Annotated in this window: 20 protein-coding genes; 11 read left to right on the forward strand and 9 right to left on the reverse strand. The window is 72.5% G+C overall.

Features of this window, described 5'->3' with window-relative positions:
* The first annotated feature begins 7 nt into the window (after positions 1 to 7).
* The 4 genes from GGE06_RS29615 to GGE06_RS29630 all read left to right on the forward strand — a co-directional run bounded on the left by GGE06_RS29615 (position 8) and on the right by GGE06_RS29630 (position 4,446).
* Positions 8 to 1,132, forward strand: a complete 1,125-nt coding sequence (locus tag GGE06_RS29615; RefSeq protein ID WP_184932283.1) for a hypothetical protein — start codon at positions 8 to 10, stop codon at positions 1,130 to 1,132.
* 127 nt (positions 1,133 to 1,259) lie between these two features.
* Complete coding sequence (locus GGE06_RS29620; RefSeq protein WP_116158300.1) at positions 1,260 to 2,645, forward strand: MbnB/TglH/ChrH family RiPP precursor modification enzyme; 1,386 nt, start codon at positions 1,260 to 1,262, stop codon at positions 2,643 to 2,645.
* 4 nt (positions 2,646 to 2,649) lie between these two features.
* A complete protein-coding gene (locus tag GGE06_RS29625) occupies positions 2,650 to 3,678 on the forward strand; it encodes a TIGR04222 domain-containing membrane protein (protein ID WP_116158301.1) in 1,029 nt (342 codons plus the stop codon).
* 48 nt (positions 3,679 to 3,726) lie between these two features.
* Positions 3,727 to 4,446, forward strand: coding sequence for a TIGR04222 domain-containing membrane protein (locus tag GGE06_RS29630; RefSeq protein WP_184932284.1), 720 nt, complete (start codon positions 3,727 to 3,729; stop codon positions 4,444 to 4,446).
* 200 nt (positions 4,447 to 4,646) lie between these two features.
* Here the strand turns inward: GGE06_RS29630 and hemQ are convergent, their stop codons facing one another.
* Together hemQ and hemG are read right to left on the reverse strand one after the other, a co-directional pair.
* Positions 4,647 to 5,360 (reverse strand): hydrogen peroxide-dependent heme synthase, encoded by a 714-nt coding sequence (gene hemQ, locus GGE06_RS29635; protein ID WP_116158303.1) that lies wholly within the window; start codon positions 5,358 to 5,360, stop codon positions 4,647 to 4,649.
* Positions 5,361 to 5,377: 17 nt separating this feature from the next.
* Positions 5,378 to 6,841 carry a protoporphyrinogen oxidase gene (gene hemG / locus GGE06_RS29640; RefSeq protein ID WP_184932285.1) on the reverse strand — a complete coding sequence of 488 codons (1,464 nt, stop codon included), beginning with the start codon at positions 6,839 to 6,841 and terminating at the stop codon, positions 5,378 to 5,380.
* A gap of 201 nt (positions 6,842 to 7,042) precedes the next feature.
* Here hemG and GGE06_RS29645 point away from each other — a divergent pair, with 201 nt between their 5' ends.
* Entirely contained in the window at positions 7,043 to 8,002 is a 960-nt protein-coding gene (locus GGE06_RS29645) for a DUF4349 domain-containing protein (protein ID WP_246532844.1), read from the forward strand.
* A 53-nt stretch (positions 8,003 to 8,055) separates the two neighbouring features.
* The gene (locus tag GGE06_RS29650; RefSeq protein WP_116158306.1) at positions 8,056 to 9,429 is read left to right on the forward strand and encodes an FAD-dependent oxidoreductase; all 1,374 of its coding nucleotides are present in this window, start codon (positions 8,056 to 8,058) and stop codon (positions 9,427 to 9,429) included.
* Between the two features lie 73 nt (positions 9,430 to 9,502).
* On the opposite strand, the gene hemE is transcribed toward GGE06_RS29650, so the two are convergent.
* Entirely contained in the window at positions 9,503 to 10,579 is a 1,077-nt protein-coding gene (gene hemE, locus GGE06_RS29655) for a uroporphyrinogen decarboxylase (protein WP_376773600.1), read from the reverse strand.
* Between the two features lie 90 nt (positions 10,580 to 10,669).
* Between hemE and GGE06_RS29660 the strand changes: the two genes are divergently transcribed.
* The 3 genes from GGE06_RS29660 to GGE06_RS29670 all read left to right on the forward strand — a co-directional run bounded on the left by GGE06_RS29660 (position 10,670) and on the right by GGE06_RS29670 (position 13,656).
* Positions 10,670 to 11,362, forward strand: a complete 693-nt coding sequence (locus GGE06_RS29660) for a DUF3000 domain-containing protein (RefSeq protein ID WP_116158308.1) — start codon at positions 10,670 to 10,672, stop codon at positions 11,360 to 11,362.
* Between the two features lie 264 nt (positions 11,363 to 11,626).
* The gene (locus GGE06_RS29665) at positions 11,627 to 12,292 is read left to right on the forward strand and encodes a response regulator transcription factor (RefSeq protein WP_015037008.1); all 666 of its coding nucleotides are present in this window, start codon (positions 11,627 to 11,629) and stop codon (positions 12,290 to 12,292) included.
* A gap of 80 nt (positions 12,293 to 12,372) precedes the next feature.
* A complete protein-coding gene (locus GGE06_RS29670; RefSeq protein ID WP_116158309.1) occupies positions 12,373 to 13,656 on the forward strand; it encodes a ribonuclease D in 1,284 nt (427 codons plus the stop codon).
* A 66-nt stretch (positions 13,657 to 13,722) separates the two neighbouring features.
* Here GGE06_RS29670 and GGE06_RS29675 read toward each other — a convergent pair whose 3' ends face one another.
* Positions 13,723 to 14,847 (reverse strand): alpha/beta hydrolase, encoded by a 1,125-nt coding sequence (locus GGE06_RS29675; RefSeq protein WP_116158310.1) that lies wholly within the window; start codon positions 14,845 to 14,847, stop codon positions 13,723 to 13,725.
* Between the two features lie 297 nt (positions 14,848 to 15,144).
* Between GGE06_RS29675 and GGE06_RS29680 the strand changes: the two genes are divergently transcribed.
* Positions 15,145 to 16,359, forward strand: a complete 1,215-nt coding sequence (locus GGE06_RS29680; protein WP_116158311.1) for a thiolase family protein — start codon at positions 15,145 to 15,147, stop codon at positions 16,357 to 16,359.
* Positions 16,356 to 18,494 (forward strand): 3-hydroxyacyl-CoA dehydrogenase NAD-binding domain-containing protein, encoded by a 2,139-nt coding sequence (locus GGE06_RS29685; RefSeq protein WP_116158312.1) that lies wholly within the window; start codon positions 16,356 to 16,358, stop codon positions 18,492 to 18,494. Before GGE06_RS29680 ends, GGE06_RS29685 begins: the two co-directional genes overlap by 4 nt.
* Positions 18,495 to 18,599: 105 nt before the next feature.
* Here GGE06_RS29685 and GGE06_RS29690 read toward each other — a convergent pair whose 3' ends face one another.
* The 5 genes from GGE06_RS29690 to GGE06_RS29710 all read right to left on the reverse strand — a co-directional run bounded on the left by GGE06_RS29690 (position 18,600) and on the right by GGE06_RS29710 (position 25,633).
* Positions 18,600 to 19,679: a PLL family lectin gene (locus GGE06_RS29690; protein WP_184932286.1), complete on the reverse strand. Its 1,080-nt coding sequence runs from the start codon at positions 19,677 to 19,679 to the stop codon at positions 18,600 to 18,602.
* A gap of 88 nt (positions 19,680 to 19,767) precedes the next feature.
* The gene (locus GGE06_RS29695) at positions 19,768 to 21,246 is read right to left on the reverse strand and encodes an amino acid permease (RefSeq protein WP_181924843.1); all 1,479 of its coding nucleotides are present in this window, start codon (positions 21,244 to 21,246) and stop codon (positions 19,768 to 19,770) included.
* A gap of 163 nt (positions 21,247 to 21,409) precedes the next feature.
* Positions 21,410 to 23,329 carry a 1-deoxy-D-xylulose-5-phosphate synthase gene (gene dxs / locus GGE06_RS29700; protein WP_116158315.1) on the reverse strand — a complete coding sequence of 640 codons (1,920 nt, stop codon included), beginning with the start codon at positions 23,327 to 23,329 and terminating at the stop codon, positions 21,410 to 21,412.
* Between the two features lie 223 nt (positions 23,330 to 23,552).
* The gene (locus tag GGE06_RS29705; protein WP_116158316.1) at positions 23,553 to 24,848 is read right to left on the reverse strand and encodes a sugar ABC transporter permease; all 1,296 of its coding nucleotides are present in this window, start codon (positions 24,846 to 24,848) and stop codon (positions 23,553 to 23,555) included.
* Complete coding sequence (locus GGE06_RS29710) at positions 24,845 to 25,633, reverse strand: ATP-binding cassette domain-containing protein (protein WP_181924844.1); 789 nt, start codon at positions 25,631 to 25,633, stop codon at positions 24,845 to 24,847. The genes GGE06_RS29705 and GGE06_RS29710 overlap by 4 nt, the downstream gene beginning before the upstream one ends.
* Positions 25,634 to 25,745: the final 112 nt, after the last annotated feature.

Here is a 25,745-nt window from a genome sequence, read left to right on the forward strand (position 1 = left end):
GATCCGCATGTCCGTTCGCGCCCGGCTCCACGCCACGCTCCCCGCCCTCATGTCCTCGCCCCAGGCCGGTCCACCGGAACTCGCGGGCCTGCCGGGGCGCCGGACACTCGTCCAGCGGAGCGACGAGGAGATCGCGGCGCAGCCCCTGGACGACGCCTTCGCCGCGCTCCCGGCGGCGGAGGTCCGTTTCCCCGCGCCGTGGCCGCGCGACCGCGGGACGTGGGAGGTGGCGCCGGACACGAGCCTGGCCGTCTTCGCCGGGGTGCACGCGGTGCGCGCCGTGGAGCCGTCGGGTGCGACGCGCTGGGAGGTCCGGCACGGCTGCTGGCACGGCGCGTGCCGGGAGATGCACGCGTCGTACGAGGAGTACGCGGAGGACCGGGGCCACCGCTACCCGGACGGGGGCTCGGTCGGTTTCTCGGCGGACGGAGCGCTCGTCTGGGCCCATGTGCGCGGCCCGTTGCCCGAGGGCGAGCTGAGCCCGGACACGGTCGACGAGTGGCTGGTGATCGACGCCGTCAGCGGTCGTGTGCTCGCCCGCGGGAACGCCGAGGCCGCGGCGGCCGGCAGCGAGCACCTCCCGCACCCGACCGACCCCCGCCGGATGGGCCTCGGCATCGGCGAGGGTCAGGACGGCGCGCCGCTGCGCCTGGGCAGCTGGGACGGAGAGCGGCTGGACGTCACGTACGTGGAGGGCGATCTCTGCCTGATGAGCGTGAGCCCCTCGGGCGAGCGGCTCATGACGGTCTCCCACGACCAGGACGCGCTCTCCGTCCGCGACTTCCGCGGCCTCCTCCTGGAGGGGCTGGAGTGGGACGCGGAGTCGGTGCTCCCGCGGCATCCTGACGCCCCCTCGGCCGATGAGGACGACGAGGACGAGGCGCTCGCCTGCTGGGACTGGGCCGGCGGCTTCGTGGACGAGACGACCCTCGTCGTCTCGACCGTGGAGTGCGACGACGAGTGGGGTGAGGTCCGGCACTGGCTGCTCGACACCACGGGGACGCACGGACTCCGGCAGATCGCCTACCCGTCCCCGCCCTCCGGCCAGCCGACCGCACTCGGGAACGGCGCCTGGGCGACGGCGTCCGAGTCCGGCGACGCCCTGCACGTCTGGGTGGCCGACAGCCGGTGACCGTCCCCGGGGCGGGGGCGGTCACGTCGGCCGAAGCTCAAATGAAGCTCTGAACCTCGGCCTCGTGGGGTTCGGCCGGCGCCTCCCGGGCCATCAGGTGAGGGACTGAGGACCGAAGGAGGGGGACATGACGGAACTCGGCATCGGCATCGGCTGGCGTCCCGAGATCGCGGAGGCGGTGGAGGCGCTGTCCGGAGTCGACTGGGTGGAGGTCGTCGCGGAGAACATCTGCGCGGACCACCTGCCCGACTCGCTGACCCGGCTGCGCGAGCGCGGCGTGACGGTCGTGCCGCACGGCGTCTCGCTCGGGCTCGGCGGCGCGGACCGGCCGGACCCGGCGCGGCTCGCGGCGCTCGGCGAGAAGGCGGTGGCCCTGGGGGCGCCGCTGGTCACGGAGCACATCGCGTTCGTACGGGCCGGGGGGCCGCTCACCGCGACCCCGCTGCTCGAAGCGGGGCACCTGCTGCCGGTGCCCCGGACGCGGGACGCGCTCGACGTGCTCTGCGAGAACGTGCGCATCGCGCAGGACGCGCTGCCCGTGCCGCTCGCCCTGGAGAACATCGCGGCCCTGATCGCCTGGCCGGACGAGGAGATGACGGAGGGGCAGTTCCTGGCGGAGCTGGTGGAGCGTACGGGGGTACGGCTCCTCGTCGACGTCGCCAACCTGCACACCAACCACGTCAACCGGGGCGAGGACCCGGCCGAGGCCCTGTCCGAACTGCCGGTCGAGGCCATCGCGTACGTGCACGTGGCGGGCGGCGTCGAACGCGACGGCGTCTGGCACGACACCCATGCGCATCCCGTGCCGGGGGCGGTACTGGACATCCTCGGCGACCTGGCCTCACGCGTGTCCCCGCCAGGGGTGCTGCTGGAGCGGGACGACGACTTCCCGCCGGCCGAGGAACTGGCGGCGGAACTGGAGGCGATCACCGCTGTGGGCACACGTTCCGCAAGGGCGGAACCGGTGGGCACAGCCCACGCGCACGGCGCCCGTCCCCGGATACCCGCACCCCGACGGCCGTCCCTGTTGATCGGCGCCGGTGCGAGGGCCTCGGGCGGCCCGATGCCGGTCGCGGCACCCGTCGAGGACCCCGCACCGGCGGAAGCCGCCCGCCAGCGTCTGGCCGTCACCCAGGCCTCCCTCCTCTCCGCCCTCGTCGCCGGCACCCCCGTCCCCGAGGGCTTCGACACCCGTCGGGTCGGGGTCCAGAGCCGTGCCCTCGCGGCCAAGCGGGCCGGGGTCGTCGCGAAGGTCGCGCCGGAGCTGCCGGAGATCCTCGGGAAGGACTTCCGGCCCGCGTTCCTCGCGTACGCCAGGTCCCGTCCCATGACCGGCGGCTACCGCCGTGACGCGCTCGACTTCGCCGAGCACCTGCTGCTCGCGGGGCGCCCGGAGGACCCGGCGGAACGGCGGCAGCTCACCGAGTGGTGGCAGGACCGTTCCGGCAGCCGCCCGCCGGGCCGTGCCACCCGGCTCGTCCGGGCCGCCCGCCACGCCCTCGTACGGAGATGACCCCGTGAACCTTCTCGTCGTTCTCGTCTACCTCGTGGGCGCCGCCGCCATCGCCCTCGTCATCGCCCGGGTCGTCCGGACGCGCAGCGGCCCCGGCGGGCCCGTCCACGACCGGTACGAGGTCGCCTTCCTCAACGGCGGCCCGGCCAGGGTCGTGGACACCGCGCTCGCCGCCCTCCAGGCGGACGGCAGGATCGCGATCGGCGGGCCCGGCATCGTCGCGGTCGTCCGCCCCACCGGGTACGACCCGGTGGAGCGCGCCGTCCTCCAGGAGCTCGCGGCCGCCCCGCACGGGGCCCTGCACCACCTGCGGCTCGGCGTGATGCGGCACCCGGCGGTCCAGGAGATCGGCAACGGTCTCGCGGCGCGCGGGCTGGTGGTCGAGCCGGCGACGCGGCGGACCACGAGCCGCTGGTGCGGCGTCCTCGGGCTGACCGCGTTCGCACTCTTCCCGGTGTCGATCGTCCTCACGGTGGTCGACTTCGCCGCCGACCCGGACTTCCGGCTCCCGTTCGTCGTCAAGGTGCTGCCGGTGCTGTTCGCGGCGGGGATCACCGCGATCGTCTGCGCCTCGATCACCGCGAAGCAGGTCACCTCGGCGGGCCGGCGTGCGGTCTTCGCGTACGGGAGGGAGCACGGCCATCTCGCCGACGCCGGCCTCCTCGTGGCCCTGCACGGGCTGCGGGCCGTGCCGGACCCGGTGCTCCGGGAGCAGCTCGTCGCCGCCGCCCGGTTCTACGGGCCGCCCCGCCGCAACGGGCGCGGCGGGCGGCGGCCTTCGCCGTCGCACTTCTCGTCCTCGGACGCCGTCGCCCTCGGCGTGGCGACCGAGTGGTGTGCGGGCAGCAGCTCCTGCGGAGACGGAGGAGGCGGCGGGAGTTCCTGCTCGGGTGGAAGTTCCTGTTCCTCCGGGTCCTGTTCCTCCGGCTCCTGCTCCGGTGGCGGGTCGAGCTGCGGAAGCTCCAGCTCGTGTTCCAGTTCCAGCTCGTGTTCGAGTTCGAGTTCGAGCTCGTGTTCCAGCTCCAGCAGCTGAGCGGCCATTCGGGTGGCGGGCCTGCCGGTCGTCCCGTAGAACCGGGACATGGTCTGGGTTCCGCTCCTCCTCGTGGCGTACGTCGTGGCCGGCGTCGGCTGTGTGCGGGTCTGCCGTGCCTCGCTCGCCGCCGGCCCGCACGCCACGCCGGGCGGTACGGATGAGCTCACCGTGTGCGAGGCGGCCTACCTGGCCGGCGGGCCGCTGCGGGTGACGGATCTGACCCTGGTGTCGATGCACCGGGCGCGGCGGCTGCTGCTCGCCCACACCGGCTGGGCGACGGTCGTGGACGCCTCCGGCGGGGACGAGCTGGAGCGTGCGGTGCTCGGTGCGATCGGGCCGGGCGGGCAGTCGCCGGTTCCCGCCGTGCGTCCGGTGGTCGCCGCCGCCGAGTCCGTACGTCTCCTCGCGGAGGGACTCGTGGAGCGGGGGCTCGCCGTGTCCGAGGAGGGCCGCCGGGAGGTCGCGGCCGGGGTGCGGGCGGTACGGGCGGGGTTCCTGCTGACGCTGGTGCTGGGGGCGGTCGCGGCGCTGCTCGTGCCGACGGAGGAGCGGGGCCTGGTCGTCGCCGCCTTCGCGCTGCCGCTGGTGGGGTCGGGGCTCTGCCTGCTGATCGGGCGGGCCGAGGTGTACCCGTACACCCGCTGGGCCTCACCGGCCGGGCAGCGGCTGCTGTCCGGTCTTTCGTCGGCCGATCCGCTGACCGCCCTCGCGACGCGGGGTCCCGCCGTCCTGGAGCCGGAGCTCCGCGCGGCCCTGCGGGGCTGAGAACGGGCCCGAGAGCCGCCTCGAAGAAAAAGGTCCCGGAAATGACGCCGGTGCGGCGCGCGTGACGCGCGCCGCACCCGGAGCCGGACCCGGTGTCGCTGGAGCGGCGGGCAATGGTGCCGCCCGCCGTCTGATCTTCCGGGTCAAGGGGTGGCGCGCCCGGCCGGGAGCCGGGCGCGCCACCAGGTTTCGTACGGCCGTCAGGCCAGGCCCGCCACCAGGTCGGCGACGCTCTTGCGGCGGCCGGTGTAGAACGGGACCTCTTCGCGGACGTGCATCCGGGCCTCGGAGGCGCGCAGGTGGCGCATGAGGTCGACGATGCGGTGCAGCTCGTCGGCCTCGAAGGCGAGGATCCACTCGTAGTCGCCGAGGGAGAAGGAGGCGACCGTGTTGGCGCGGACGTCGGGGTAGCCGCGGGCCATCTTGCCGTGGTCGGCGAGCATGCGGCGGCGGTCCTCGTCCGGCAGCAGGTACCAGTCGTAGGAGCGCACGAAGGGGTACACCGAGACGTAGTCGCGCGGGTTCTCGTCGGCCAGGAAGGCCGGGATGTGCGACTTGTTGAACTCGGCGGGGCGGTGCAGCGCCATGTTCGACCAGACCGGCTCCAGGGCGCGGCCCAGCTTGGTGCGGCGGAAGAGGCTGTACGCCTCCTGGAGCTCGTCGCTCGTCTCGGCGTGCCACCAGATCATGACGTCGGCGTCGGCGCGCAGACCGGACAGGTCGTACGTGCCGCGGATCGTGATGTCCTTGGCGGCGAGCTGGTCGAACAGCTCCTGGACCTCGTCGGCGTAGCCGGCGCGGTCCTCGGGCAGAACGTCGCGCAGCTTGAACACAGACCACAGGGTGTAGCGGATGACCTCGTTGAGGTCCTTCGCCTTCTTACCGGCGTTCGGGATCTTTTCGGGCGCACTCATACGCCTATTCTCGCCCGTCACAGGGAGTGCCCCGCACCGGGGTCGGTCCTTTTCGACGTGGCGATGATCTCGTCGGCCGCGCGGTGGGCCGACGCGATGCAGGCGGGGATGCCGACGCCGTCGTACGCGGCGCCCGCGAGGCGCAGTCCGGGGAGGGCGGCGACGGCCGCGCGGACGCGGGCGACGCGGGCGAGGTGGCCGACCGGGTACTGGGGCAGGCCGCCGATCCAGCGGGTGACCGTGCTCGCGACGGGGCGGGCGGAGAGGCCGGTGGCGGCGGCGAGGTCCTTGAGGGAGGCGTCGACGAGGTCGGAGTCCTCGCGGTGGACCTGCTCCTCCTCGCCGTGGCGGCCGACGGAGGTCCGCAGCACGAACAGGTCGGGGGCGCCGTCGGCGACCCACTGCCACTTCTGGGCGGAGAACGTGGAGGCCTTGACGGTGTGGCCGTCGACGGGCGGGACCAGGAACCCGGAGCCTTCCAGGGCGGGCACGTCGGCGCGGCGGAAGGCGAGGGTGACCAGGGCCATGGAGGCGTAGTCGATCGCGTCGAGCTCGGCGGCGGCGTCCGGGGCGTGGCCGTCGAGGAGGCCGGCGGCGATGCCGGCGGGGGTGGCGAGGACCACGGCGTCGGCGTCGAAGGTCCGGTCGCGGGTCACGACCTGCCAGCCGGTGGCGCCGGTGCGGATGAGCGCGGTCACGGGGGTGCCGGTGAGGATCTCGCCGCCGGCGGCGCGGACCGCGTCGGCGACCGCGCCGGGGAGGGTGCCGATGCCGCCGTCGATGCCGAGGAAGACGGAGCCGCCGAGGCCGGTGGCGGCGCCCGCCGCGTCGGCGGGGGTGGCGGCGCCGGCCCGCTGGACGGCGTGGACGGCGGCGGTGAGCGTGGGGTGGACGCGGGCCGCCTCGAAGAGGGCGGGGACGGCGGCCTTCATCGAGATGCGGTGGGCGTCGCCGGCGTACACCCCGCCGAGGAGGGGTTCGACGAGCCGGTCCACGACCTCGTGGCCCATGCGCGCGGCGACGTACGCGCCGATGGCGATGTCCTCGCCGATCTCGGTGGGCGGCAGCTCCAGGTCGCCGCCGATGCGGCGCACGCCCTCCGCGGAGAGCAGGCCCCCGACGGCGGCGGGGTCGCCGGGGACACCCATGACGTGGCCCTTGGGCATGGGGACGAGTTCGCCCCGGGACCAGACGGACGCGGTGGTCGTCGCGGGGGCCTGGAGCCGGTCGCCGAGGCCGACGGCGCGGGCGAGGGCGACGGCCTCGGGGCGGCGGGCGAGCAGGGACTCGGCGCCGAGGTCGACGGGCGCGCCCGCGATCTCCCCGGCGAGGAGCTTGCCGCCGAGCCGGCCGTCGGCTTCGAGGAGGGTCACCCGGTGGCCGGCGAGGGCCAGCCGGTGGGCGGCCGCGAGTCCGGCGATCCCGCCTCCGGCGACGACGACATGAGGCCCGGCGTGGTGTCCCGTGATGTCCGCGTTCATGGCACCACTCTCTCAAATCGCCCGCGCGCTCCCGTTCCGAGGCCGGACCGTGACCGCATCGCTACCGCCGGAGGGCAACCCGTGCCCGGGGCTCGTACGTCCAAAGGACATCACTCATCCAAAGGGCATCACTCACCACCACCTGGGGGGATCCTCGTGCGGACAGCGAGAACGAGAACGAGAACGACGGCCGCGGTCCTGTTGACGGCCTCACTGGTCCTGACCGGCTGCGGCGCGGGCGCCACGGACACGGCCTCCGACGGCAAGCAGGGCATGGCGGCGGCGAAGCCCGCCGACGGGGCGGCCGAGGGCGGGGGCGCCGCGGACGGATCGGCCGCGGACGGCAGCGCGGGGGCCGCCGGGAAGCCCGCGTCGAAGGCGCAGGTCCGGCAGCACGTCATCCGGACGGCCTCGCTCTCCGTCGAGGTGAAGGACGCGGCGAAGGCCCTGGCCACGGCCCGCCGGGTGGCGGCGGACGCGGGCGGGCACGTGGAGAACGAGTCGACCGAGCGGGTCGACGACACGCACCTGGCCTCGCAGATCGTGCTGCGGGTGCCGCAGGAGCGGTACGACTCCGTCCTCGGCGAGCTCTCGGGCGCCGGGAAGCTGCTCGACCGCAAGGCGGACGCCAAGGACGTCACCGACCAGGTCGTGGACGTGGAGAGCCGGATCGCCACCCAGCGGGCGAGCGTGGCCCGGGTGCGGGCGCTCATGGACCGGGCGGAGAAGCTGTCCGACGTCGTGAGCCTGGAGAGCGAGCTGAGCCGCCGCCAGGCGGACCTGGAGGCGCTCCTCGCCCAGCAGGCCTCGCTGAAGGACCGGACGACGATGGCGACGATCACCCTCCGGCTCTCCGAGAAGGAGAAGCCGGTGGAGGAGAAGCCGGAGGAGGGCCGTCCCGGCTTCGGGGAGGCCCTGAGCGGCGGCTGGAACGCGCTGGTGGGCGCGGCGGCCTGGATCGGGGTCGTCCTGAGCGCGCTCGCTCCGTGGCTCGCGGTGGCGCTGGTCGGCTTCGTCCTGTGGCGCCGTCTGGTCCGCCCGCGTCTGGCGACCCGCACCAGGGCGGCGGCCCCCGCGCCCGGCCCCGTCCTGCCGGGCACCCCGCGGAACGCGGCCGGGGCGCCGACGACGCCTCACCCCCGGGAGACCCCCGAGAAGTAGCCCCGTACCCCTGAGGTCCCCTGGCGTCCCCCTGACGTCCCATCATGAGTCTCATGAGCGAACGACTGGTGGTCATCGGCGGCGACGCGGCGGGCATGTCCGCCGCGTCGCAGGCGCGCAGGCTCAAGGGCCCCGGGGAGCTGGAGATCGTCGCCTTCGAGCGCGGGCACTTCTCCTCGTACTCGGCCTGCGGCATCCCGTACTGGGTCGGCGGTGACGTGGCCGAGCGCGGGGAGCTGATCGCGCGCTCCCCCGAGGAGCACCGGGCCCGTGACATCGATCTGCGGACGCGGACCGAGGTGACGGAGATCGACGTCCCGGGGCAGCGGGTCCGCGCACGGGACCTGGAGACCGGCACGGAGGCGTGGACGGGCTTCGACAAGCTGGTGATCGCGACCGGCGCCCGGCCGCTGCGCCCGCCGCTGCCGGGGATCGACGCGCCCGGGGTGCACGGGGTGCAGACCCTCGACGACGGCCAGGCGCTGCTCGACTCGCTGTCCGGTACGCCGGGGCGGCGGGCGGTCGTCGTCGGCGCCGGGTACATCGGGGTGGAGATGGCCGAGGCCCTGCTGAACCGGGGCTACGAGGTGACCGTGCTGACACGGGGCGAGCAGCCGATGGCGACCCTCGATCCGGACATGGGGCGGCTCGTGCACCGGGCGATGGACGGTCTCGGGATCAGGACGGTCGTCTCGGCGCCGGTGACGAAGATCCTCACCGGCCCGGACGGCCGGGTGCGGGCGGTGGCGACGGACGCCGACGAGTACCCGGCGGACGTGGTGGTGCTCGGCACGGGCGTGGTGCCGGAGACCTCGCTCGCGCGGGCGGCGGGGCTGCCGCTCGGGGAGTACGGGGGGCTCCTCACCGATCTGGCGATGCGGGTCCGGGGCCACGAGAACATCTGGGCCGGCGGTGACTGCGTGGAGGTCCTGGACCTGGTCTCGGGCCGGCAGCGGCACGTGCCGCTCGGCACGCACGCGAACAAGCACGGCCAGGTCATCGGCGCGAACGCGGGCGGCGGCTACGCGACCTTCCCGGGCGTGGTGGGCACGGCCGTGTCGAAGGTGTGCGACCTGGAGATCGCGCGGACGGGCCTGCGGGAGCGGGACGCCCGGGAGGTGGGCCTGCGGTTCGTGACGGTGACGGTCGAGTCGACGAGCCGGGCGGGCTACTACCCGGGGGCCGCGCCGATGACGGTGAAGATGCTGGCCGAGCGGCGCACGGGCCGGCTGCTCGGAGTGCAGATCGTGGGCCGGGAGGGCGCGGCGAAGCGGGTGGACATCGCGGCGGTGGCGCTCACGGCGGGGATGACGGTGGAGGGGATGACGGCCCTGGACCTGGGCTACGCGCCGCCGTTCTCGCCGGTGTGGGACCCGGTGCTGGTCGCGGCGCGCAAGGCGGTGGCGGCCGTTCGGGCGGCGGAGTGACCTGAGCGGCGCATGACGTCACCCCTGTGCGCCGCCGGATGTCCGGCGGCGCACAGGGGCGTGCGGGCACCGGTCAGCGGGCCGTCCGCGTGTGCACGTACTCGACGAGGCGGGTCAGGGCGTCGGGGTCCATCGCCGGCATGACGCCGTGGCCCAGGTTGAAGACGTGCCCCTCCAGGCCCTCGGCGGCGGCCAGGACCTCGTCGGTCTTCGCCTCCACGACCTCGGTCGAGGCGAACAGCACGGCCGGGTCCAGGTTGCCCTGGAGGGCCTTGCCGGGGCCGACGCGGCGGGCGGCCTCGTCGAGCGGAACGCGCCAGTCGACGCCGACGACGTCCGCGCCGGCCTCGCCCATGAGGCCGAGCAGCTCGCCCGTACCCACGCCGAAGTGGATGCGCGGGACGCCGTAGCCGGCGACCGCGTCGAAGACCTTGGTGGAGGCCGGCATCACCGAGCGGCGGTAGTCGGCCGGGGCGAGGGCGCCGACCCAGGAGTCGAAGAGCTGCACGGCGGAGGCGCCGGCCTCGATCTGGACCTTGAGGAAGGTCGAGGTGATCTCGGCGAGGCGGTCGAGCAGGTCCGCCCAGAGCTGCGGGTCGCCGTACATGAGCGCCTTGGTGTGCTCGTGGCTGCGCGACGGGCCGCCCTCGACGAGGTAGCTCGCGAGGGTGAAGGGCGCGCCGGCGAAGCCGATGAGCGGGGTGTCGCCCAGCTCGGCGGTGAGCATGCCGATGGCCTCGGTGACGTAGTGGACGTCCTCGGGGGTGAGGTCGCGCAGCCGGGCCAGGTCGGCGCGGGTGCGGATCGGGTCGGCGACGACCGGACCGACGCCGGGCTTGATGTCGAGGTCGATGCCGATGGCCTTGAGCGGGACGACGATGTCGCTGAAGTAGATCGCGGCGTCGACCTTGTGGCGGCGCACCGGCTGGAGCGTGATCTCGGTGACGAGCTCGGGCCGCATGCACGACTCGAGCATCGGGATGCCCTCGCGGACCTTCAGGTACTCGGGGAGGGAGCGCCCGGCCTGTCGCATGAACCAGACGGGGGTGTGGGGCACCGGCTCGCGCCGGCACGCCTTGAGAAACGCGGAGTCGTACGTCCGCGACTGCTGCTTCTTCTGCTGGCCCTGCGGGCTGTCCATGGCACTCACGCCCAGAATCTTCGCATGTGGCGGGAAGCCGCTCGTCCGGGCCGGGTGTCCTCCCTGCACGGAGGCCCCGTTCCGCCTACTCTTCCCCGCATGGCTGCGGCTCAGGGACATTTTTCCGATCATTCCGACGGCGACCGAGGGAAGGACGAGACGGCGGACAGTACGGAGGCTAACCGGGTTCCGCCCGCGTTCCGGCGGGCGGTGGAGGCCTTGCGGTCGGCGAGGCCGCGGTCCGAGATCGAGATCGACCCGACCAGGCCGCCGCAGCGGCTCGCCCCGTACGCGTACGCGGTGGAGGCGGCCGTCGTCGAGGACGAGGAGGACCTGGCCGACGGGCGGCTCGTCCTGCTGCACGACCCGGACGGGCACGAGGCCTGGAAGGGCACGTTCCGCCTGGTGACCCTGATCCGGGCGGAGCTGGAACCGGAGATGGCGGCGGACCCGCTGCTGCCCGAGGTGTGCTGGTCCTGGCTGACCGGGGCGATGGAGGCGCGGGGCCTCGCGTACGGGGAGGCGAGCGGGACCGTGACGATGGCGGGCTCGCACTACTTCGGCGGTCTCGCGGACCGCAGGCCGGCGACGCAGATCGAGATCCGGGCGTCCTGGACCCCGCGCGAGGGCCTGGGCGGGGTGCCGGACACGGGGGCGCACCTGGCGGCCTGGTGCGACCTGCTCTGCCAGATCGCGGGGCTGCCGCCCGCGCCGGCGGATCCGGGGGCGGGCACGGTGACGGGCGCGGGAGTCGTCTCACTGCCCCAGCGCCGGGGGCCGCAGGGGGCCTGAGGAACGGGCTCGGCGAGGCCCGCGGGGGGCCCGTGAGCGGGGCTCGTTCGCGTCCCTCGTGGGGGTGACGGGGCGGGGGCCGCTCGTAGGATGATCGATCACGCGTCCGAATTGCCCTAATTGTTACTCACCAAATCGTGATCTTTCCCTAAAGGCGGGCGGCCCAGCTGCCGAAGGAGTCAGTGACCCCTTCACAGCACGGGTTCGCCCCCGGCTTCTTCCCCGAGCCGGCTCCGTCCCGCACCCTTCCCCCCAGGAGGCCTGGTGTCCGTTCTCCTCGAGCAGCCCGCAAGCCTGGTCGCCTACCGCCCGAACAAGCCGACGGCCATGGTCGTCGTGGCCGACCCCCGCGTCCGCTCCACCGTCACCCGCCACCTGTGGGCCCTCGGAGTGCGCGACGTGATCGAGGCGTCGTCCATCGCGGAGGCCCGTCCCCGCGTCGGCAACCCGCGCGACATCTGCGTTGCCGACGTCCACCTGCCCGACGGCAGCGGCCTGACCCTGCTGTCCGAGACCCGCGCCGCGGGCTGGCCCAACGGCCTCGCCCTCTCGGCCGCCGACGACATCGGCGCCGTACGCAACGCCCTGGCGGGCGGCGTGAAGGGCTACGTCGTCACCGGCACCCGGACCAACATCGGTCACCCGACCCGCCCCGGCGCCGCCCCCATCGGCGCCGCGGCGGCCCGCCTCGGCCACCGCCGCCCCCCGGGTGCCCCGAGCCACCCGGGCGGCTACCGCGAGCTCTCCGGCCGTGAGGTCGAAGTGCTGCGGCTCGTCGCGGAGGGCCAGTCGAACAAGGCGATCGGCGTCTCCATGGGGCTCTCCGCCCTCACCGTCAAGAGCCACCTCGCCCGCATCGCCCGCAAGCTGGGCACCGGGGACCGCGCCGGCATGGTCGCGGTCGCCCTGCGGACGGGGATCATCCACTGACGGCCGGTGGACACGGGCCCGCGCCTGCCGACGGAACGTTCCGTCGGCAGGCGCTTGCCGTCGACCGATACCCTTGACACGTGACCGACGCCCAAGAGACCGCAGCAGACACAGCACTGCGCACCACCGGGGGCGGCCCCCCGGACGACGATGTCCCTGCGAATGGGCTTCCGATCCCGTTGCTGGAGCCCCGCGAGGGGATCCCCCCCGTCGTCGAGACCGACGAGGCCCTCGCCACGGTGATCGCCGCGTTCGCCGCCGGAAGCGGTCCCGTGGCCGTGGACGCCGAGCGCGCCTCCGGCTACCGCTACGGCCAGCGCGCCTATCTCGTCCAGCTCCGCCGCGAGGGCGCGGGCTCCGCGCTCATCGACCCCGTCGGCTGTCCCGACCTGTCGGGGCTCGGCGAGGCGCTCACCGGGACCGAGTGGATCCTGCACGCCGCGACCCAGGACCTCCCGTGCCTGCGCGACATAGGCATGTTCCCCACCTCGCTCTTCGACACCGAGCTGGCCGGTCGCCTCGCGGGCTTCCCGCGGGTCGGCCTCGGCGCGATGGTCGAGTCCGTCCTCGGCTACGCCCTGGAGAAGGGCCACTCCGCGGTGGACTGGTCGACCCGCCCGCTGCCCGATCCGTGGCTGCGGTACGCGGCGCTCGACGTGGAGCTCCTCGTCGACCTGCGCGACGCGCTGGAGAAGGAGCTCGACCGACAGGGCAAGCTGGAGTGGGCCCACCAGGAGTTCGACGCGATCGCCGCGGCCCCGCCGGCCCCGCCGCGCAAGGACCCGTGGCGCCGCACCTCCGGCATGCACAAGGTGCGCCGCCGCCGTCAGATGGCGGTCGTACGGGAGCTGTGGACGGCCCGTGACAAGGTCGCCCAGCGGCGCGACGTCTCCCCCGGCAAGGTGCTGAGCGACGCGGCGATCGTGGAGGCGGCGCTCGCGGTCCCCCTGAACGTGGGCGCGCTCACCGCGCTGCCCGGTTTCGGCAACCGCATGGGCCGCCGCCAGCTGGAGCAGTGGCAGGCCGCGGTGGACCGCGCCAGGGCCCTCCCGGAGAGCGAGCTTCCCCAGCCGGGCCAGCAGGTCGCGGGCCCGCCCCCGCCGCGCGCCTGGGCGGACAAGGACCCGGTCGCCGCGGCCCGCCTCGCGGCGGCCCGCACGGCGGTCTCGGCGCGCGCGGAGGAGCTGCACCTCCCCCAGGAGAACCTGATCACTCCGGACACCGTGCGCCGGGTCTGCTGGGAGCCGCCGGCCCCGGGCACCCCGGACGCGGTCGCGGCCGCGCTGAGCGGCTACGGCGCCCGCCCGTGGCAGGTCGACCTGGTGACCCCGCTCCTCGTGAAGGCGCTGACGGCGAAGGCGTGACCCCGTCGGCGGAGCCCCCGGCGCCTCTTCGTGCGCCGGGGGCTCCGCCGTGTCCGGGGACGGGTCCTACGGGGCCGGGCTGAGGTTGCCGTCGACGTCCATGTCGAAGACGCCGTGGGTCTTGCCGTCGACCTTGAGCTGCTTGAGCCAGTGCTTCGAGAGCTCGTGCACGTTCCCGTGCTGCTTCTCCCACGGCACGGAATGCCCGGCGCAGGCCAGCTTGACCATCAGCTTGTGGGCGCCCGCGACGGAGTCGTACAGCGCGGGGACCGAGAAGTTGAGTTCCGGGTTGGGGCTGGGAGGTTTCGTGTTCGCCTGCTTGTCGTACTCCCCGTACACGAGCAGTACGGGCACGCTGCCGCCGAGCACCCCGCCCTGCGCCGCGGTGGTCTCGTTCCATCCCCACCGGACGAAGTTCCTGTACCGGTTGAGCCCGTCGTAGTCCCCCCAGACGCTGCCGACCGGATCGCTCTTCTGCATCGCGTCCCAGACCACGTCGACGATGCCGTCCTCACGCTGGCCGTCGCAGTGCAGTTCGCCCGCCCAGCCGTCGCGCAGCCCCTTCTTCGTGCTGAGGAAGGTCGGGAAGCCCGGCTGCGGCAGCGTGGCCGGCGGGTTCGAGGTGCCCTTGGGCGGGAAGATCGGCGCCAGCAGGAACAGGCTCTCGACCTTGTCGGGGTTCTTGACCGCGTAGGGTCCCATCCAGAACGCGGCGGCGGACCAGCCGATGAACGCGATCTTCTCCACCTCGCACAGCTTGCGGATGAACTCCACGACGGTGTGCAGCTCGTCCCAGTCGCTGTACGAGTTGTTCAGCTGGTACGGGTAGTGCGGCGGACCCGGGACGAATCCCGGTGGCCTCGGCGTCAGCAGGTTCTGCTGGGCGGGGTTGACGTTGCGGGGGTCGTCCATCTCGGGTCGCGCCGAGAGGCCGGAGCCCTGGAGGTCCATCATGAAGACGTCGTAGCCGGCCTGCGCCAGCACCCCGGCCCAGCTGTACGTCTTGTACCGGAGGTCGAAGCCCGGGAGCACCGGGATGCTCCGGCCGTGGAGCATGAGGACCGGCCTGCGCTTCTGTCCGGGGGGCGTGCCGTTGCGCTCCCGTACGAAGAGCTCGACCTCCTCGTCCTTGTTCGCGGGGACCGTGGACGTGTGCCAGACCCAGTGATCGGTGGTGATGACCTTCGCCATGGGAATCCGTTCCGTGCGGGGGTCCGGGGCCGCGCGGCCCCGGCCCGGCCAGCGTGTTCCTGGCGGGGAGCGGCCGCCACGGCAGGGCCGCCGCCCTGGGCCCATCGGGTTGCGGGTCCGTCCCAACGGAGGGGCGCGCGGAGGGGGCGCGCGCGGTGGTGTGGGATGTGACCTTCGCCGCTTGGCCCTCAGGGGGTGGGCAGCCTGGTTACCCGCAAGTAGCATGGGGGGAGCAAGCGCACGCTTAGCCGTGGGCCGCAGCAGCAGTGCCATCCCGCACCCTGGAGGAGAGCCATCGTGCCTCGTACCGTCAGGGACGTCGTCTTCGTCGACGGCGTCCGCACCCCGTTCGGCAAGGCGGGCCCGAAGGGCATCTACCACGAGACCCGCGCCGACGACCTCGTCGTGAAGGCCATCCGGGAGCTGCTGCGCCGCAACCCGGCCCTCGACCCGGCGAAGATCGACGAGGTCGCCATCGCCGCGACCACGCAGATCGGCGACCAGGGCCTGACCCTCGGCCGCACGGCGGGCATCCTCGCCGGCCTGCCGCAGTCGGTCCCGGGCTACTCCATCGACCGCATGTGCGCCGGCGCGCTGACCGCCGTGACGACGACGGCCGGTTCGATCGCCTTCGGCGCGTACGACGCCGTCATCGCCGGTGGCGTCGAGCACATGGGCCGCCACCCCATGGGCGAGGGCGTCGACCCGAACCCGCGGTTCGTCAGCGAGAAGCTGGTCGACGAGTCCGCCCTCTTCATGGGCATGACCGCCGAGAACCTGCACGACCGCTACCCGAGCATCACCAAGCAGCGCGCCGACGAGTACGCCGTGCGCTCGCAGGAGAAGGCCGCCAAGGCGTACGCCGACGGCAAGATCCAGCAGGACCTGGTGCCGATCTCGGTCCGCCGCACCGACGCCTCCACCGGCGAGACCGGCTGGGGCCTGGTCACCGCCGACGAGCCGATGCGCCCGGGCACCACGCTGGAGTCGCTGGCGAACCTGAAGACGCCGTTCCGCGTCCACGGCAACGTCACCGCGGGCAACGCGGCCGGCCTGAACGACGGCGCCACCGCCTCGATCATCGCCTCCGAGGACTTCGCCCGCGAGAACAACCTCCCGGTCAAGATGCGCCTCGTCTCGTACGCCTTCGCCGGCGTCGAGCCGGAGGTCATGGGCTACGGCCCGATCCCGGCCACCGAGAAGGCCCTCGCCCAGGCCGGCCTGTCCATCGAGGACATCGGCCTCTTCGAGATCAACGAGGCCTTCGCGGTCCAGGTCCTCGCGTTCCTGGAGCACTACGGCATCGCCGACGACGACGCGCGCGTCAACCAGTACGGCGGCGCCATCGCCTACGGCCACCCGCTCGCCTCCTCCGGCGTCCGTCTGATGACGCAGCTGGCCCGCCAGTTCGAGGAGAACCCGCAGGTCCGCTACGGCCTCAACACCATGTGCGTCGGCTTCGGCATGGGCGCGACGGTCATCTGGGAGAACCCCCACTGGGAGGGCAAGTGAGCACCACCGCCGAGCTTCTGAAGGGCGCCGCCGAGCTCTTCCCGGACGAGGTCGTCACCTCGGCCCACGTACGGCACTTCGAACTCCCCGCGGGTGCGGGCCGGTTCGCGCTGATCACGCTGGACAACGGCTTCGACCACACCAAGCCGACCACCTTCGGCCCGCAGTCCCTCGCCAACCTGAACACGGCGATCGACCAGGTCGAGGCCGAGGCCGCGAACGGTGAGATCGTCGGCGTCGGCATCACCGGCAAGCCGTTCATCTTCGCCGTCGGCGCCGACCTCAAGGGCGTCGAGCTGCTGAAGAAGCACGACGAGGCGCTCGCCATCGGCAAGGGCGGCCACGACGTCTTCAAGCGTCTGTCCGCGCTCGCCGTGCCGACCTTCGCGTACTACAACGGCGCGGCCATGGGCGGCGGCGTCGAGGTCGGTCTGCACTGCACCTACCGCACCGTGTCGAAGGCCCTCCCGGCCTTCTCGCTGCCCGAGGTCTTCCTCGGTCTCGTCCCGGGCTGGGGCGGCTGCGCGATCCTGCCGAACCTGATCGGCGCCGAGAAGGCCGTCTCGGTCATCATCGAGAACAGCCTCAACCAGAACCGCCAGCTCAAGGGCAAGCAGGTCTTCGAGCTCGGCATCGCCGACGCCCTCTTCGAGGGCGCCGACTTCCTGGAGCAGTCCCTCCTCTGGACCGCGTCCGTCCTCAAGGGCGACGTCTCCGTGGACCGCCCCGAGATCGACCGCGGCGAGGCCTGGGACCAGGCCGTCGCCAAGGGCCGTCTCGTCGCCGACTCCAAGGTGCACGGCGCCGCCCCCGCCGCCTACCGCGCCCTCGACATCATCGAGGCCGCCAAGGACGGCGACCTGCAGAAGGGCTTCGACGCCGAGGACCAGGCCCTCGCCGACCTGATCATGGGCGGCGAGCTGCGCTCCGGCATCTACGCCTTCAACCTGGTGCAGAAGCGCGGCAAGCGCCCCGCCGGCGCCCCGGACAAGTCGCTGGCCCGCCCGATCACCAAGGTCGGCGTCGTCGGCGCCGGTCTGATGGCCTCCCAGCTGGCCCTGCTCTTCCTGCGCCGCCTCGAGGTGCCGGTCGTCCTGACCGACATCGACCAGGAGCGCGTCGACAAGGGCGTGGGCTACGTCCACGGCGAGATCGAGAAGCTGCTCGGCAAGGGCCGCATCAACCAGGACAAGGCCAACCGTCTCAAGGGCCTGGTCTCCGGTGTCCTCGACAAGGCCGAGGGCTTCGCGGACGCGGACTTCATCATCGAGGCCGTGTTCGAGGAGATGTCCGTCAAGCAGAAGGTGTTCGCGGAGGTCGAGGCGGTCGCCCCGGCGCACGCGATCCTCGCCACCAACACCTCCTCGCTGTCCGTCTCGGAGATGGCCTCCAAGCTCCAGCACCCGGAGCGCGTGGTCGGCTTCCACTTCTTCAACCCGGTCGCGATCCTCCCGCTCCTGGAGATCGTCCGCGGCGAGAAGACGGACGACGCCTCCCTGGCCACCGCGTTCGGCGTCGCCAAGAAGCTGAAGAAGACCGCGGTCCTCACCAAGGACGCCCCGGCGTTCGTCGTGAACCGCATCCTCACCCGCTTCATGGGCGAGATCCAGAACATCATCGACGAGGGCACCCCGGTGGCCGTGGCGGAGAAGGCGGTCGAGCCGCTCGGCCTGCCGATGTCGCCGCTGGTCCTCCTGGAGCTCGTCGGCCCGGCCATCGGTCTGCACGTCTCCGAGACCCTGAACCGCTCCTTCCCCGAGCGCTTCACGGTCTCCCCCAACCTGAAGGCCGTCGTCGAGGCCGGCAAGCGCGGCTTCTACGTCTACAACGCGGAGAACGGCTTCAAGCCGGAGCTCGACCCCGAGGTCGCCGCGCTCCTGAAGCAGGGCGACGTCGTCCTGACCGAGGAGCAGGCCCGCGACCGCGTCCTGGACGCGGTGGCGCAGGAGATCGGCCTGATGCTGGAGGAGGGTGTCGTCGCCGAGGCGCAGGACATCGACCTCTGCCTGATCACCGGTGCGGGCTGGCCCTTCCACCTGGGCGGCATCACGCCGTACCTGGACCGTGAGGGCGTCTCCGAGCGCGTCAACGGCAAGCGTTTCCTCGCCCAGGGCGTGGCGAGCGTCCCGGCGTAACGCCTCATGCGAAAGGCCCCGGCACCTTCCCAGGTGCCGGGGCCTCTTCGTGTACGGGGCGAGGCCTTTCGCGTCCGCGGCGGGGCCTTGTGTGCCGGGCCGGGCTCAGCCTATGGAGCGCCAGCCTTCGAGCAGCAGCCCTTCGGCGCCCACCTTCTGACGGGTGGTGACCGGCGTGCGCCCGTCGGCCGCCGTCATCGCGACCAGGCCGCCGTCGAGACCGCGGGTGAGGACGGCGTTCAGGCTGCCGTGCCGCTCCCCCGTCTCCGACCAGTTCAGGCCTGCCGACTCCTGCTCGCTGGGGTAGGCGGCGAGGGCGAGCCGGCCGTCCTCGGACTGCTGGGCGAGGACCGTGCAGTCGAAGCCGTCGATGAGGCAGCGGGTGACGGACGGTCGGCCGGTGCCGGCCGCCTTGCCCAGCGGCGTCGGCTCCAGGGAGCGCTCCGGCGACCAGGCGGTGACCTGGCCCTCCTGGTCGAGGTAGAAGAGCGTCACGTGCCCGGAGGGACCGGTCACGGCCGCGAGGGTGCCCATGGCCACGGAGGCGGGCAGGATCTCCTCGCGGACCGGCTTCGCCCCCGCCTCGCGCTGCACGTAGCGGGCGAGGCCGGTGGCGTGCGAGGTGTACAGCTCGACCATGCCCGCGCCGTTGGTGACGGCGACCGGCGAGGGGTCGGTCCTCGAACCCTTCAGGTCCCACCAGGGGTGCCAGCCGCCCGCGTCCTTCTGGGCGCGGCAGCTGATGCCGCCGCCCCCGTTCCGTACGAAGGCGTAGACGCGGCCCTGGGCGTCCACGGCGACCGCGGGGTTGCCCATCCAGGGTCCCTTGCCGTTGGAGTGCCCCAGGGACCGCCAGGGGGCCGCGGGGCGGCCCGTCTGGAACTGGACGGCGTGCACCAGCTCGACGTGCCCCTCGTCGCCGCCCGTGGGCCGCAGTCCGACGAGGTGGACGTAGCGGTCGGCGCCCTGGCCGATGGCGAGGAAGGAGGTCAGTCCGTCGCCGCCGAGGGAGACGGGGCCGCTCCAGGCGCCGCCGGGCTCCTCGGTCCAGCGCACCACCTCGCCGTCCCGGGGCAGGTAGGCGCTGAACCGGCCCTCCTCCCCTCTGGTCAGCCAGCCGCCCTGGAGCACGGGGGCGGCGGGGCCGTGGGAACGGTCGTCGGTGGCCTGGGATCGATTCGCCATGGGGGGATCCAGCACTCCGGTCGTCGGGAGGAGTTCGGGTACGAACCGACTTTAGTCGCCCTCCCGGACGGTCTCCGACCCCCGGGGATCAGTACCGGGCGTCCCGTCCCACCTGTCCGAGCCGGCTGTGACGACGCCCGTACAGGAAGTACACGAAGAAGCCGATCACCATCCAGACGGCGAACCGGAACCAGGTCTCGCCCGGCAGGTTGAGCATGAGCCAGAGCGAGGCGGCGACGGAGAGGATCGGGAGGACCGGCACCCACGGGGTGCGGAAGGCCCGGTGCAGGTCGGGGCGGGTGCGGCGGAGGATGATGACGCCGATGGCGACCATGACGAAGGCGAACAGGGTGCCGATGTTCACCAGGGTCGCGAGCTCGTTGATGCTGGTGAAGCCGGCGACGACGGCGATGATCACACCGAGCAGGATGGTCGGCCGGTACGGGGTCCTGAACTTCGGGTGCGTGATGGAGAAGAAGCGCGGCAGCAGGCCGTCGCGGCTCATCGCGAAGAAGACCCGGGTCTGGCCGAGCAGCAGGATCAGACAGACCGTGGTGAGGCCGACGGCGGCGCCGAAGCTGATCACGCCCGCGTACCAGGGGTGTCCGGCGGCCTTGAAGGCGTCGGCGAGCGGGGCGCTGGTGGACAGGTTGGTGTACTTCTCCATGCCGGTGACGACGAGGGCGACCGCCACGTACAGCACGGTGCAGATGAGGAGCGAGCCGAGGATGCCCCGGGGCATGTCCCGCTGCGGCAGCTTGGTCTCCTCGGCGGCGGTGGCCACCACGTCGAAGCCGATGAAGGCGAAGAAGACGACGGAGGCGGCGGTGAAGATGCCCATGACGCCGAAGTTCGTCGGCTCGTAGCCGAAGATCAGCTGGACCATCGGGGAGGTCCACCCCGAGGTGCCGCCGGGCGGGCTGACCGCCGGCGGGATGAAGGGCTTGTAGTTGTCGCCGACGATGAAGAACAGACCGGCGATGATCACGATCATCACCACGGTCACCTTGATCGCGACGACGACGGCGGTGATCCGCGCGGAGAGCTTCATGCCGAGGACGAGGACCACGGTCAGCACGAGGACGAGGAGGAACGCCAGGATGTCGAAGGTGCCGCCCGAGACGTCCGGGCCTTCGAGCGAGGCCGGCAGGTGCCAGCCGATGTTGTCCATCAGGGATCTGACGTACCCGGACCAGCCGACGGCGACCACCGCCGTGCCGAGGGCGAACTCCAGGACGAGGTCCCAGCCGATGATCCAGGCGGGCAGCTCGCCGATCGACGCGTACGCGAAGGTGTACGCCGATCCGGCCACCGGCACCGTCGAGGCGAACTCGGCGTAGCACAGGGCGGCGAGGGCGCAGACGATGCCCGCGGCGACGAAGGCGAGGGCGGTGGCCGGGCCCGCGTTCTCCTTGGCCACCTTGCCGGTGAGGACGAAGATGCCGGTGCCGATGATGACGCCGACGCCGAACACCGTCAGGTCCCAGGCCGACAGGGACTTCTTGAGCGCGTGCTCCGGCTCCTCCGTGTCGCGGATCGACTGCTCGACCGATTTTGTCCGGAACATTCCGGTATTGGCGCGTGGCTGCTGGTCCGTACTCACGTCCACCTCCCTGCTGCATCCCCCATGGGCTGCCCGCCTTTTGGCCAGAATGCACGCGAAAGGGCCGGTCGGCACTCCGAAGAGTGAGCCAACCGGCCCAAAGGTGACGTCGGGTGACGGCGGTCCGTCAGTCGCGCGCGGGCTCCACGGCCTTGGCGCTGCTCTCGAACCGTCCGTCGAGCCGCGAGACCAGGCCGGTGACCTGGCGCGCGATGTCCGGGGCGGTCAGCCCGATCTCGGCCAGGACCTCGCCGCGGGAGGCGTGGTCGAGGAAGCGCGGCGGGATGCCGAAGTCACGCAGCGGCACGTCCACACCGGCGTCGCGCAGCGCCTGGGAGACGGCGGAGCCGACGCCGCCGACGCGGCTGTTGTCCTCGACGGTGACGACGACCCGGTGCTGCTCGGCGAGCGGGGCGAGGGCCTCGTCGACGGGCTTGACCCAGCGGGGGTCGACGACCGTGGTGGAGATGCCCTGCCGGTCCAGGAGGTCGGCGATCTCCAGGCACATGGGCGCCAGGGCGCCCACGGAGACCAGGAGGACGTCCGGCCTGTCGCTGCCGGCCTCGCGGAGCACGTCCATGCCGCCGACCCGGCGCAGGGCCGGGACCGCCGGGCCGACCGCGCCCTTGGAGAAGCGGACCACGGTGGGGGCGTCGGTGACCTCGACGGCCTCGCGCAGCTGGGCGCGGACCTGGTCGGCGTCGCGCGGGGCGGCGAGCCGCAGGCCGGGCACGACCTGGAGGATCGACATGTCCCACATGCCGTTGTGCGAGGCGCCGTCCGTTCCGGTGACGCCGGCCCGGTCGAGGACGAAGGTGACGCCGCACTTGTGCAGGGCCACGTCCATCAGGACCTGGTCGAAGGCGCGGTTGAGGAAGGTCGCGTAGACCGCGAAGACGGGGTGGAGGCCTCCGGTGGCGAGGCCGGCCGCGGAGACCGCGCCGTGCTGCTCGGCGATGCCGACGTCGAAGACCCGCTCGGGGAAGGCCTTGGCGAACTTGTCGAGACCGACGGGCTGGAGCATGGCCGCCGTGATGGCGACGATGTCCTCGCGCTCCTTGCCGAGCGCCACCATCTCCTCGCCGAAGACCGAGGTCCAGTCGGCGCCCGAGGAGGCGATGGGCAGGCCGGTGTCGGGGTGGATCTTGCCGACGGCGTGGAAGCGGTCCGCCTCGTCCTGGAGGGCGGGCTGGTAGCCGCGGCCCTTCTCGGTGAGGCAGTGGACGATGACCGGGCCGCCGAAGCGCTTGGCGCGCGTGAGCGCGGACTCCAGGGCCTCGATGTCGTGGCCGTCGATGGGGCCGACGTACTTCAGGCCGAGGTCCTCGAACATGCCCTGCGGGGCGATGAAGTCCTTGAGGCCCTTCTTGGCGCCGTGCAGGGTCTCGTAGAGCGGCTTCCCGACGACCGGGGTGCGCTCCAGGATGTCCTTGCCTCGGGCGAGGAAGCGCTCGTAGCCGTCGGTGGTGCGCAGGGTGGCCAGGTGGTTGGCGAGGCCGCCGATGGTGGGCGCGTACGAGCGCTCGTTGTCGTTGACGACGATGACGAGCGGGCGGTCCTTGGCGGCGGCGATGTTGTTCAGCGCCTCCCAGGCCATGCCGCCGGTCAGGGCGCCGTCGCCGATGACCGCGACGACGTGGTCGTCCTTCTTCAGGACCTCGTTCGCCTTGGCCAGGCCGTCGGCCCAGCCGAGGACGGTGGAGGCGTGCGAGTTCTCGATGACGTCGTGCTCGGACTCGGCCTGCGAGGGGTAGCCGGACAGGCCGCCCTTCATCTTGAGCTTCGAGAAGTCCTGGCGCCCGGTGAGGAGCTTGTGGACGTAGCTCTGGTGGCCGGTGTCCCAGAGGACCTTGTCCTTCGGGGAGTCGAACACCCGGTGCAGGGCGATGGTCAGCTCGACCACACCGAGGTTGGGGCCGAGGTGCCCGCCGGTCTTGGAGACGGCGTCCACGAGGAACGTCCTGATCTCGTCGGCCAGCTGGTCCAGCTGCTCCGGGGAGAGCCGGTCCAGATCTCGCGGTCCCCTGATACGGGTCAGCAGAGCCACCCGTTCCTCCTTGCTTTGAGCTGGTCGAGCTTGCCGATTTGTCGAGTCTAATGTTCCGTCTTGGATCGTGGGCATCGGGCCATGGGGTGAGGCGTCACCCGCACGGCCGACAAGCCGCTGATCTGTACGGCTCTGTACGCGCGCGCGTGCTGGTCGGGCGTACTGCTCCGGACGCGCCGCAGCCCGGCACCGGTTTCCCGGTGCCGGGCTGATGTGACGGTTGTTACGCGCGTCCGGCGGTCTTCTGCGTGCGGCGGGAGACCGAGTCGATGATCACGGCGATCAGCAGGACCGCTCCGGTGATCATGTACTGGATCGCGTTCGAGGACAGGTTCATCTGGTTGAGGCCCTGGACGATCGACTGGATGACCAGGATGCCCAGGAGCGCCGACCAGACCTTGCCGCGTCCGCCGAACAGGGACGTGCCGCCGATGACCGCGGCGGCGATGCACATCATCAGCTGGTTGCCGCCGCCGAGGGAGCGGTCGGCGCCGCCGGTCGCGGAGGCGAGGAAGAGGCCGCCGACGGCGCCCATCGTGCCGGAGATCATGAAGACCGAGATCCGGATCCAGTCCACGTTGATGCCGGCGCGGCGGGCGGCCTCGATGCCGCCGCCGACCGCGAAGACCTGGCGGCCGTACGTGGTGCGGCGCAGGACGAAGTCGGTGGCGAGCAGGATCACCAGGAAGATCACCAGGGAGAGCGGCAGGCCCTTCTCCTGGTTGAAGCCGTACGCGGCGACGAGGACCAGAACCGCGAGGACGGCGGTGCGCAGGATGATCTCGCTCTGCGGGCGGTGCGGCAGCTCGGCGGCCTTGCGGCGGCGGGAGTCGCGCAGCTGGGCGAGGTAGAAGCCGGCGATGACGGCCACGGCGAGGCCGTAGGCGGCGGCGACGTCGGAGAAGTAGTACTTGGTGAGGTCCTCGACGAAGCTGCCGATCGGGGTGGGGATGGTCGACCGGTCGCCCATCACCCAGGTCTGCAGACCGGCCCAGCCGAGGAAGCCGGCGAGGGTGACGACGAAGGCGGGCACGCCGATCTTGGCGAAGACCATGCCGTGGAAGGCGCCGATCAGGGTGCCGGACAGGATGCCGAGGAGGATGGCGAGGCCGTCGGGCATGTCGGTGCCGAGCACGCCCCAGACCGAGCCGGCCAGACCCGCCACGGAGCCGACGGCGAGGTCGATCTCGCCGAGCAGCAGGACGAAGACGATGCCGACGGCCATGATGCCGGGGCCGACCGCGTACAGCGTGATCTGGTCGAGGTTGTACGAGGTGATGAAGTTGCCGGTGAGGGCCTGGAAGACGATGCCGATGACGATCAGGCCGACGACGACGGGCAGCGAGCCGATCTCGCCCGAGCGGATCTTGCGCTTGAACTCGTCGACGTAGCCCTTGAAGCCCTGCTCGCGGACGAGGAGGCGGGGGTCGACGGCGGGGACCGCGGCGGCGGCCGGCGCCTCCTCGCCCGTACGGGGCTCGGGCACGGTGTCCTCGGAGGTGCTGGGGGTCGTGCTCACTTCGCTACCTCCGCGTTGCGGGCCTGACGGCGGGTCACGGCGTTGTCCGTGGCACCGGTGATCGCGGCGATGATCTCTTCGTGCGTGGTGGTGGCCACCGGGAAGGTGCCGTTGTTGCGGCCCAGGCGGAGCACGGCCACGGTGTCGGCGACGGCCTTCACGTCGGCCATGTTGTGGCTGATGAGGATGACGCCGAGGCCCTGCTCGCGCAGCCGCTCGACCAGGTCGAGGACCTGCGCGGTCTGCTCGACGCCGAGCGCGGCGGTGGGCTCGTCCAGGATCACGATCTTGGGGTTGCCGACCAGGGCGCGGGCGATGGCGACGACCTGCCGCTGACCGCCGGAGAGGGCGGCGACGGGGATGCGGACGCTGGGGATGCGGATGGAGAGCGTGGAGAGCAGGTCCTTGGCCCGCTTCTCCATGGCGACCTCGTCGAGGACGCCGCCCTTCTTGATCTCGCGGCCGAGGAACAGGTTGGCGACGACGTCGAGGTTGTCGCAGAGCGCGAGGTCCTGGTAGACGGTCGCGACACCGAGGTTCTGGGAGTCGTGCGGGCGCTGGATCTCGACCTGCTCGCCCTCCCACTCGATGACGCCCTCGTCGATGGGGTGCACGCCGGCGATCGTCTTGACCAGCGTGGACTTTCCCGCTCCGTTGTCGCCGACGAGTGCGACGACCTCTCCTGCGTGGACTTCGAGATCGACACCGGAGAGGACCTGGACCGCTCCGAATCGCTTGAAGATCCCGCGCAACGCCAGCACGGGCGTCTGGGACACGTGAACCAACTCCTTCGCCGCCCGAGGGGGCGACGGCATGTCGCGCCGTCGTGCGGCGCCGAAGTTTCGAGGGGGGCTGGGCTCGTCCGGCCCCCGGACCGACAGCGGGGTCTGGGTCGGC

Source organism: Streptomyces nymphaeiformis (genome assembly GCF_014203895.1).
In the GTDB taxonomy this organism is placed as follows: domain Bacteria; phylum Actinomycetota; class Actinomycetes; order Streptomycetales; family Streptomycetaceae; genus Streptomyces; species Streptomyces nymphaeiformis.

What these genes read in the sequence shown, in the direction of transcription:
- GGE06_RS29615 (WP_184932283.1), top strand. Translation starts at nt 8, where the DNA reads ATGTCCGTTCGCGCCCGGCTCCACGCCACGCTCCCCGCCCTCATGTCC.
- GGE06_RS29620 (WP_116158300.1), top strand. Translation starts at nt 1,260, where the DNA reads ATGACGGAACTCGGCATCGGCATCGGCTGGCGTCCCGAGATCGCGGAG.
- GGE06_RS29630 (WP_184932284.1), top strand. Translation starts at nt 3,727, where the DNA reads ATGGTCTGGGTTCCGCTCCTCCTCGTGGCGTACGTCGTGGCCGGCGTC.
- hemQ (WP_116158303.1), bottom strand. Translation starts at nt 5,360, where the DNA reads ATGAGTGCGCCCGAAAAGATCCCGAACGCCGGTAAGAAGGCGAAGGAC.
- hemG (WP_184932285.1), bottom strand. Translation starts at nt 6,841, where the DNA reads ATGAACGCGGACATCACGGGACACCACGCCGGGCCTCATGTCGTCGTC.
- GGE06_RS29650 (WP_116158306.1), top strand. Translation starts at nt 8,056, where the DNA reads ATGAGCGAACGACTGGTGGTCATCGGCGGCGACGCGGCGGGCATGTCC.
- GGE06_RS29660 (WP_116158308.1), top strand. Translation starts at nt 10,670, where the DNA reads ATGGCTGCGGCTCAGGGACATTTTTCCGATCATTCCGACGGCGACCGA.
- GGE06_RS29675 (WP_116158310.1), bottom strand. Translation starts at nt 14,847, where the DNA reads ATGGCGAAGGTCATCACCACCGATCACTGGGTCTGGCACACGTCCACG.
- GGE06_RS29690 (WP_184932286.1), bottom strand. Translation starts at nt 19,679, where the DNA reads ATGGCGAATCGATCCCAGGCCACCGACGACCGTTCCCACGGCCCCGCC.
- GGE06_RS29695 (WP_181924843.1), bottom strand. Translation starts at nt 21,246, where the DNA reads ATGTTCCGGACAAAATCGGTCGAGCAGTCGATCCGCGACACGGAGGAG.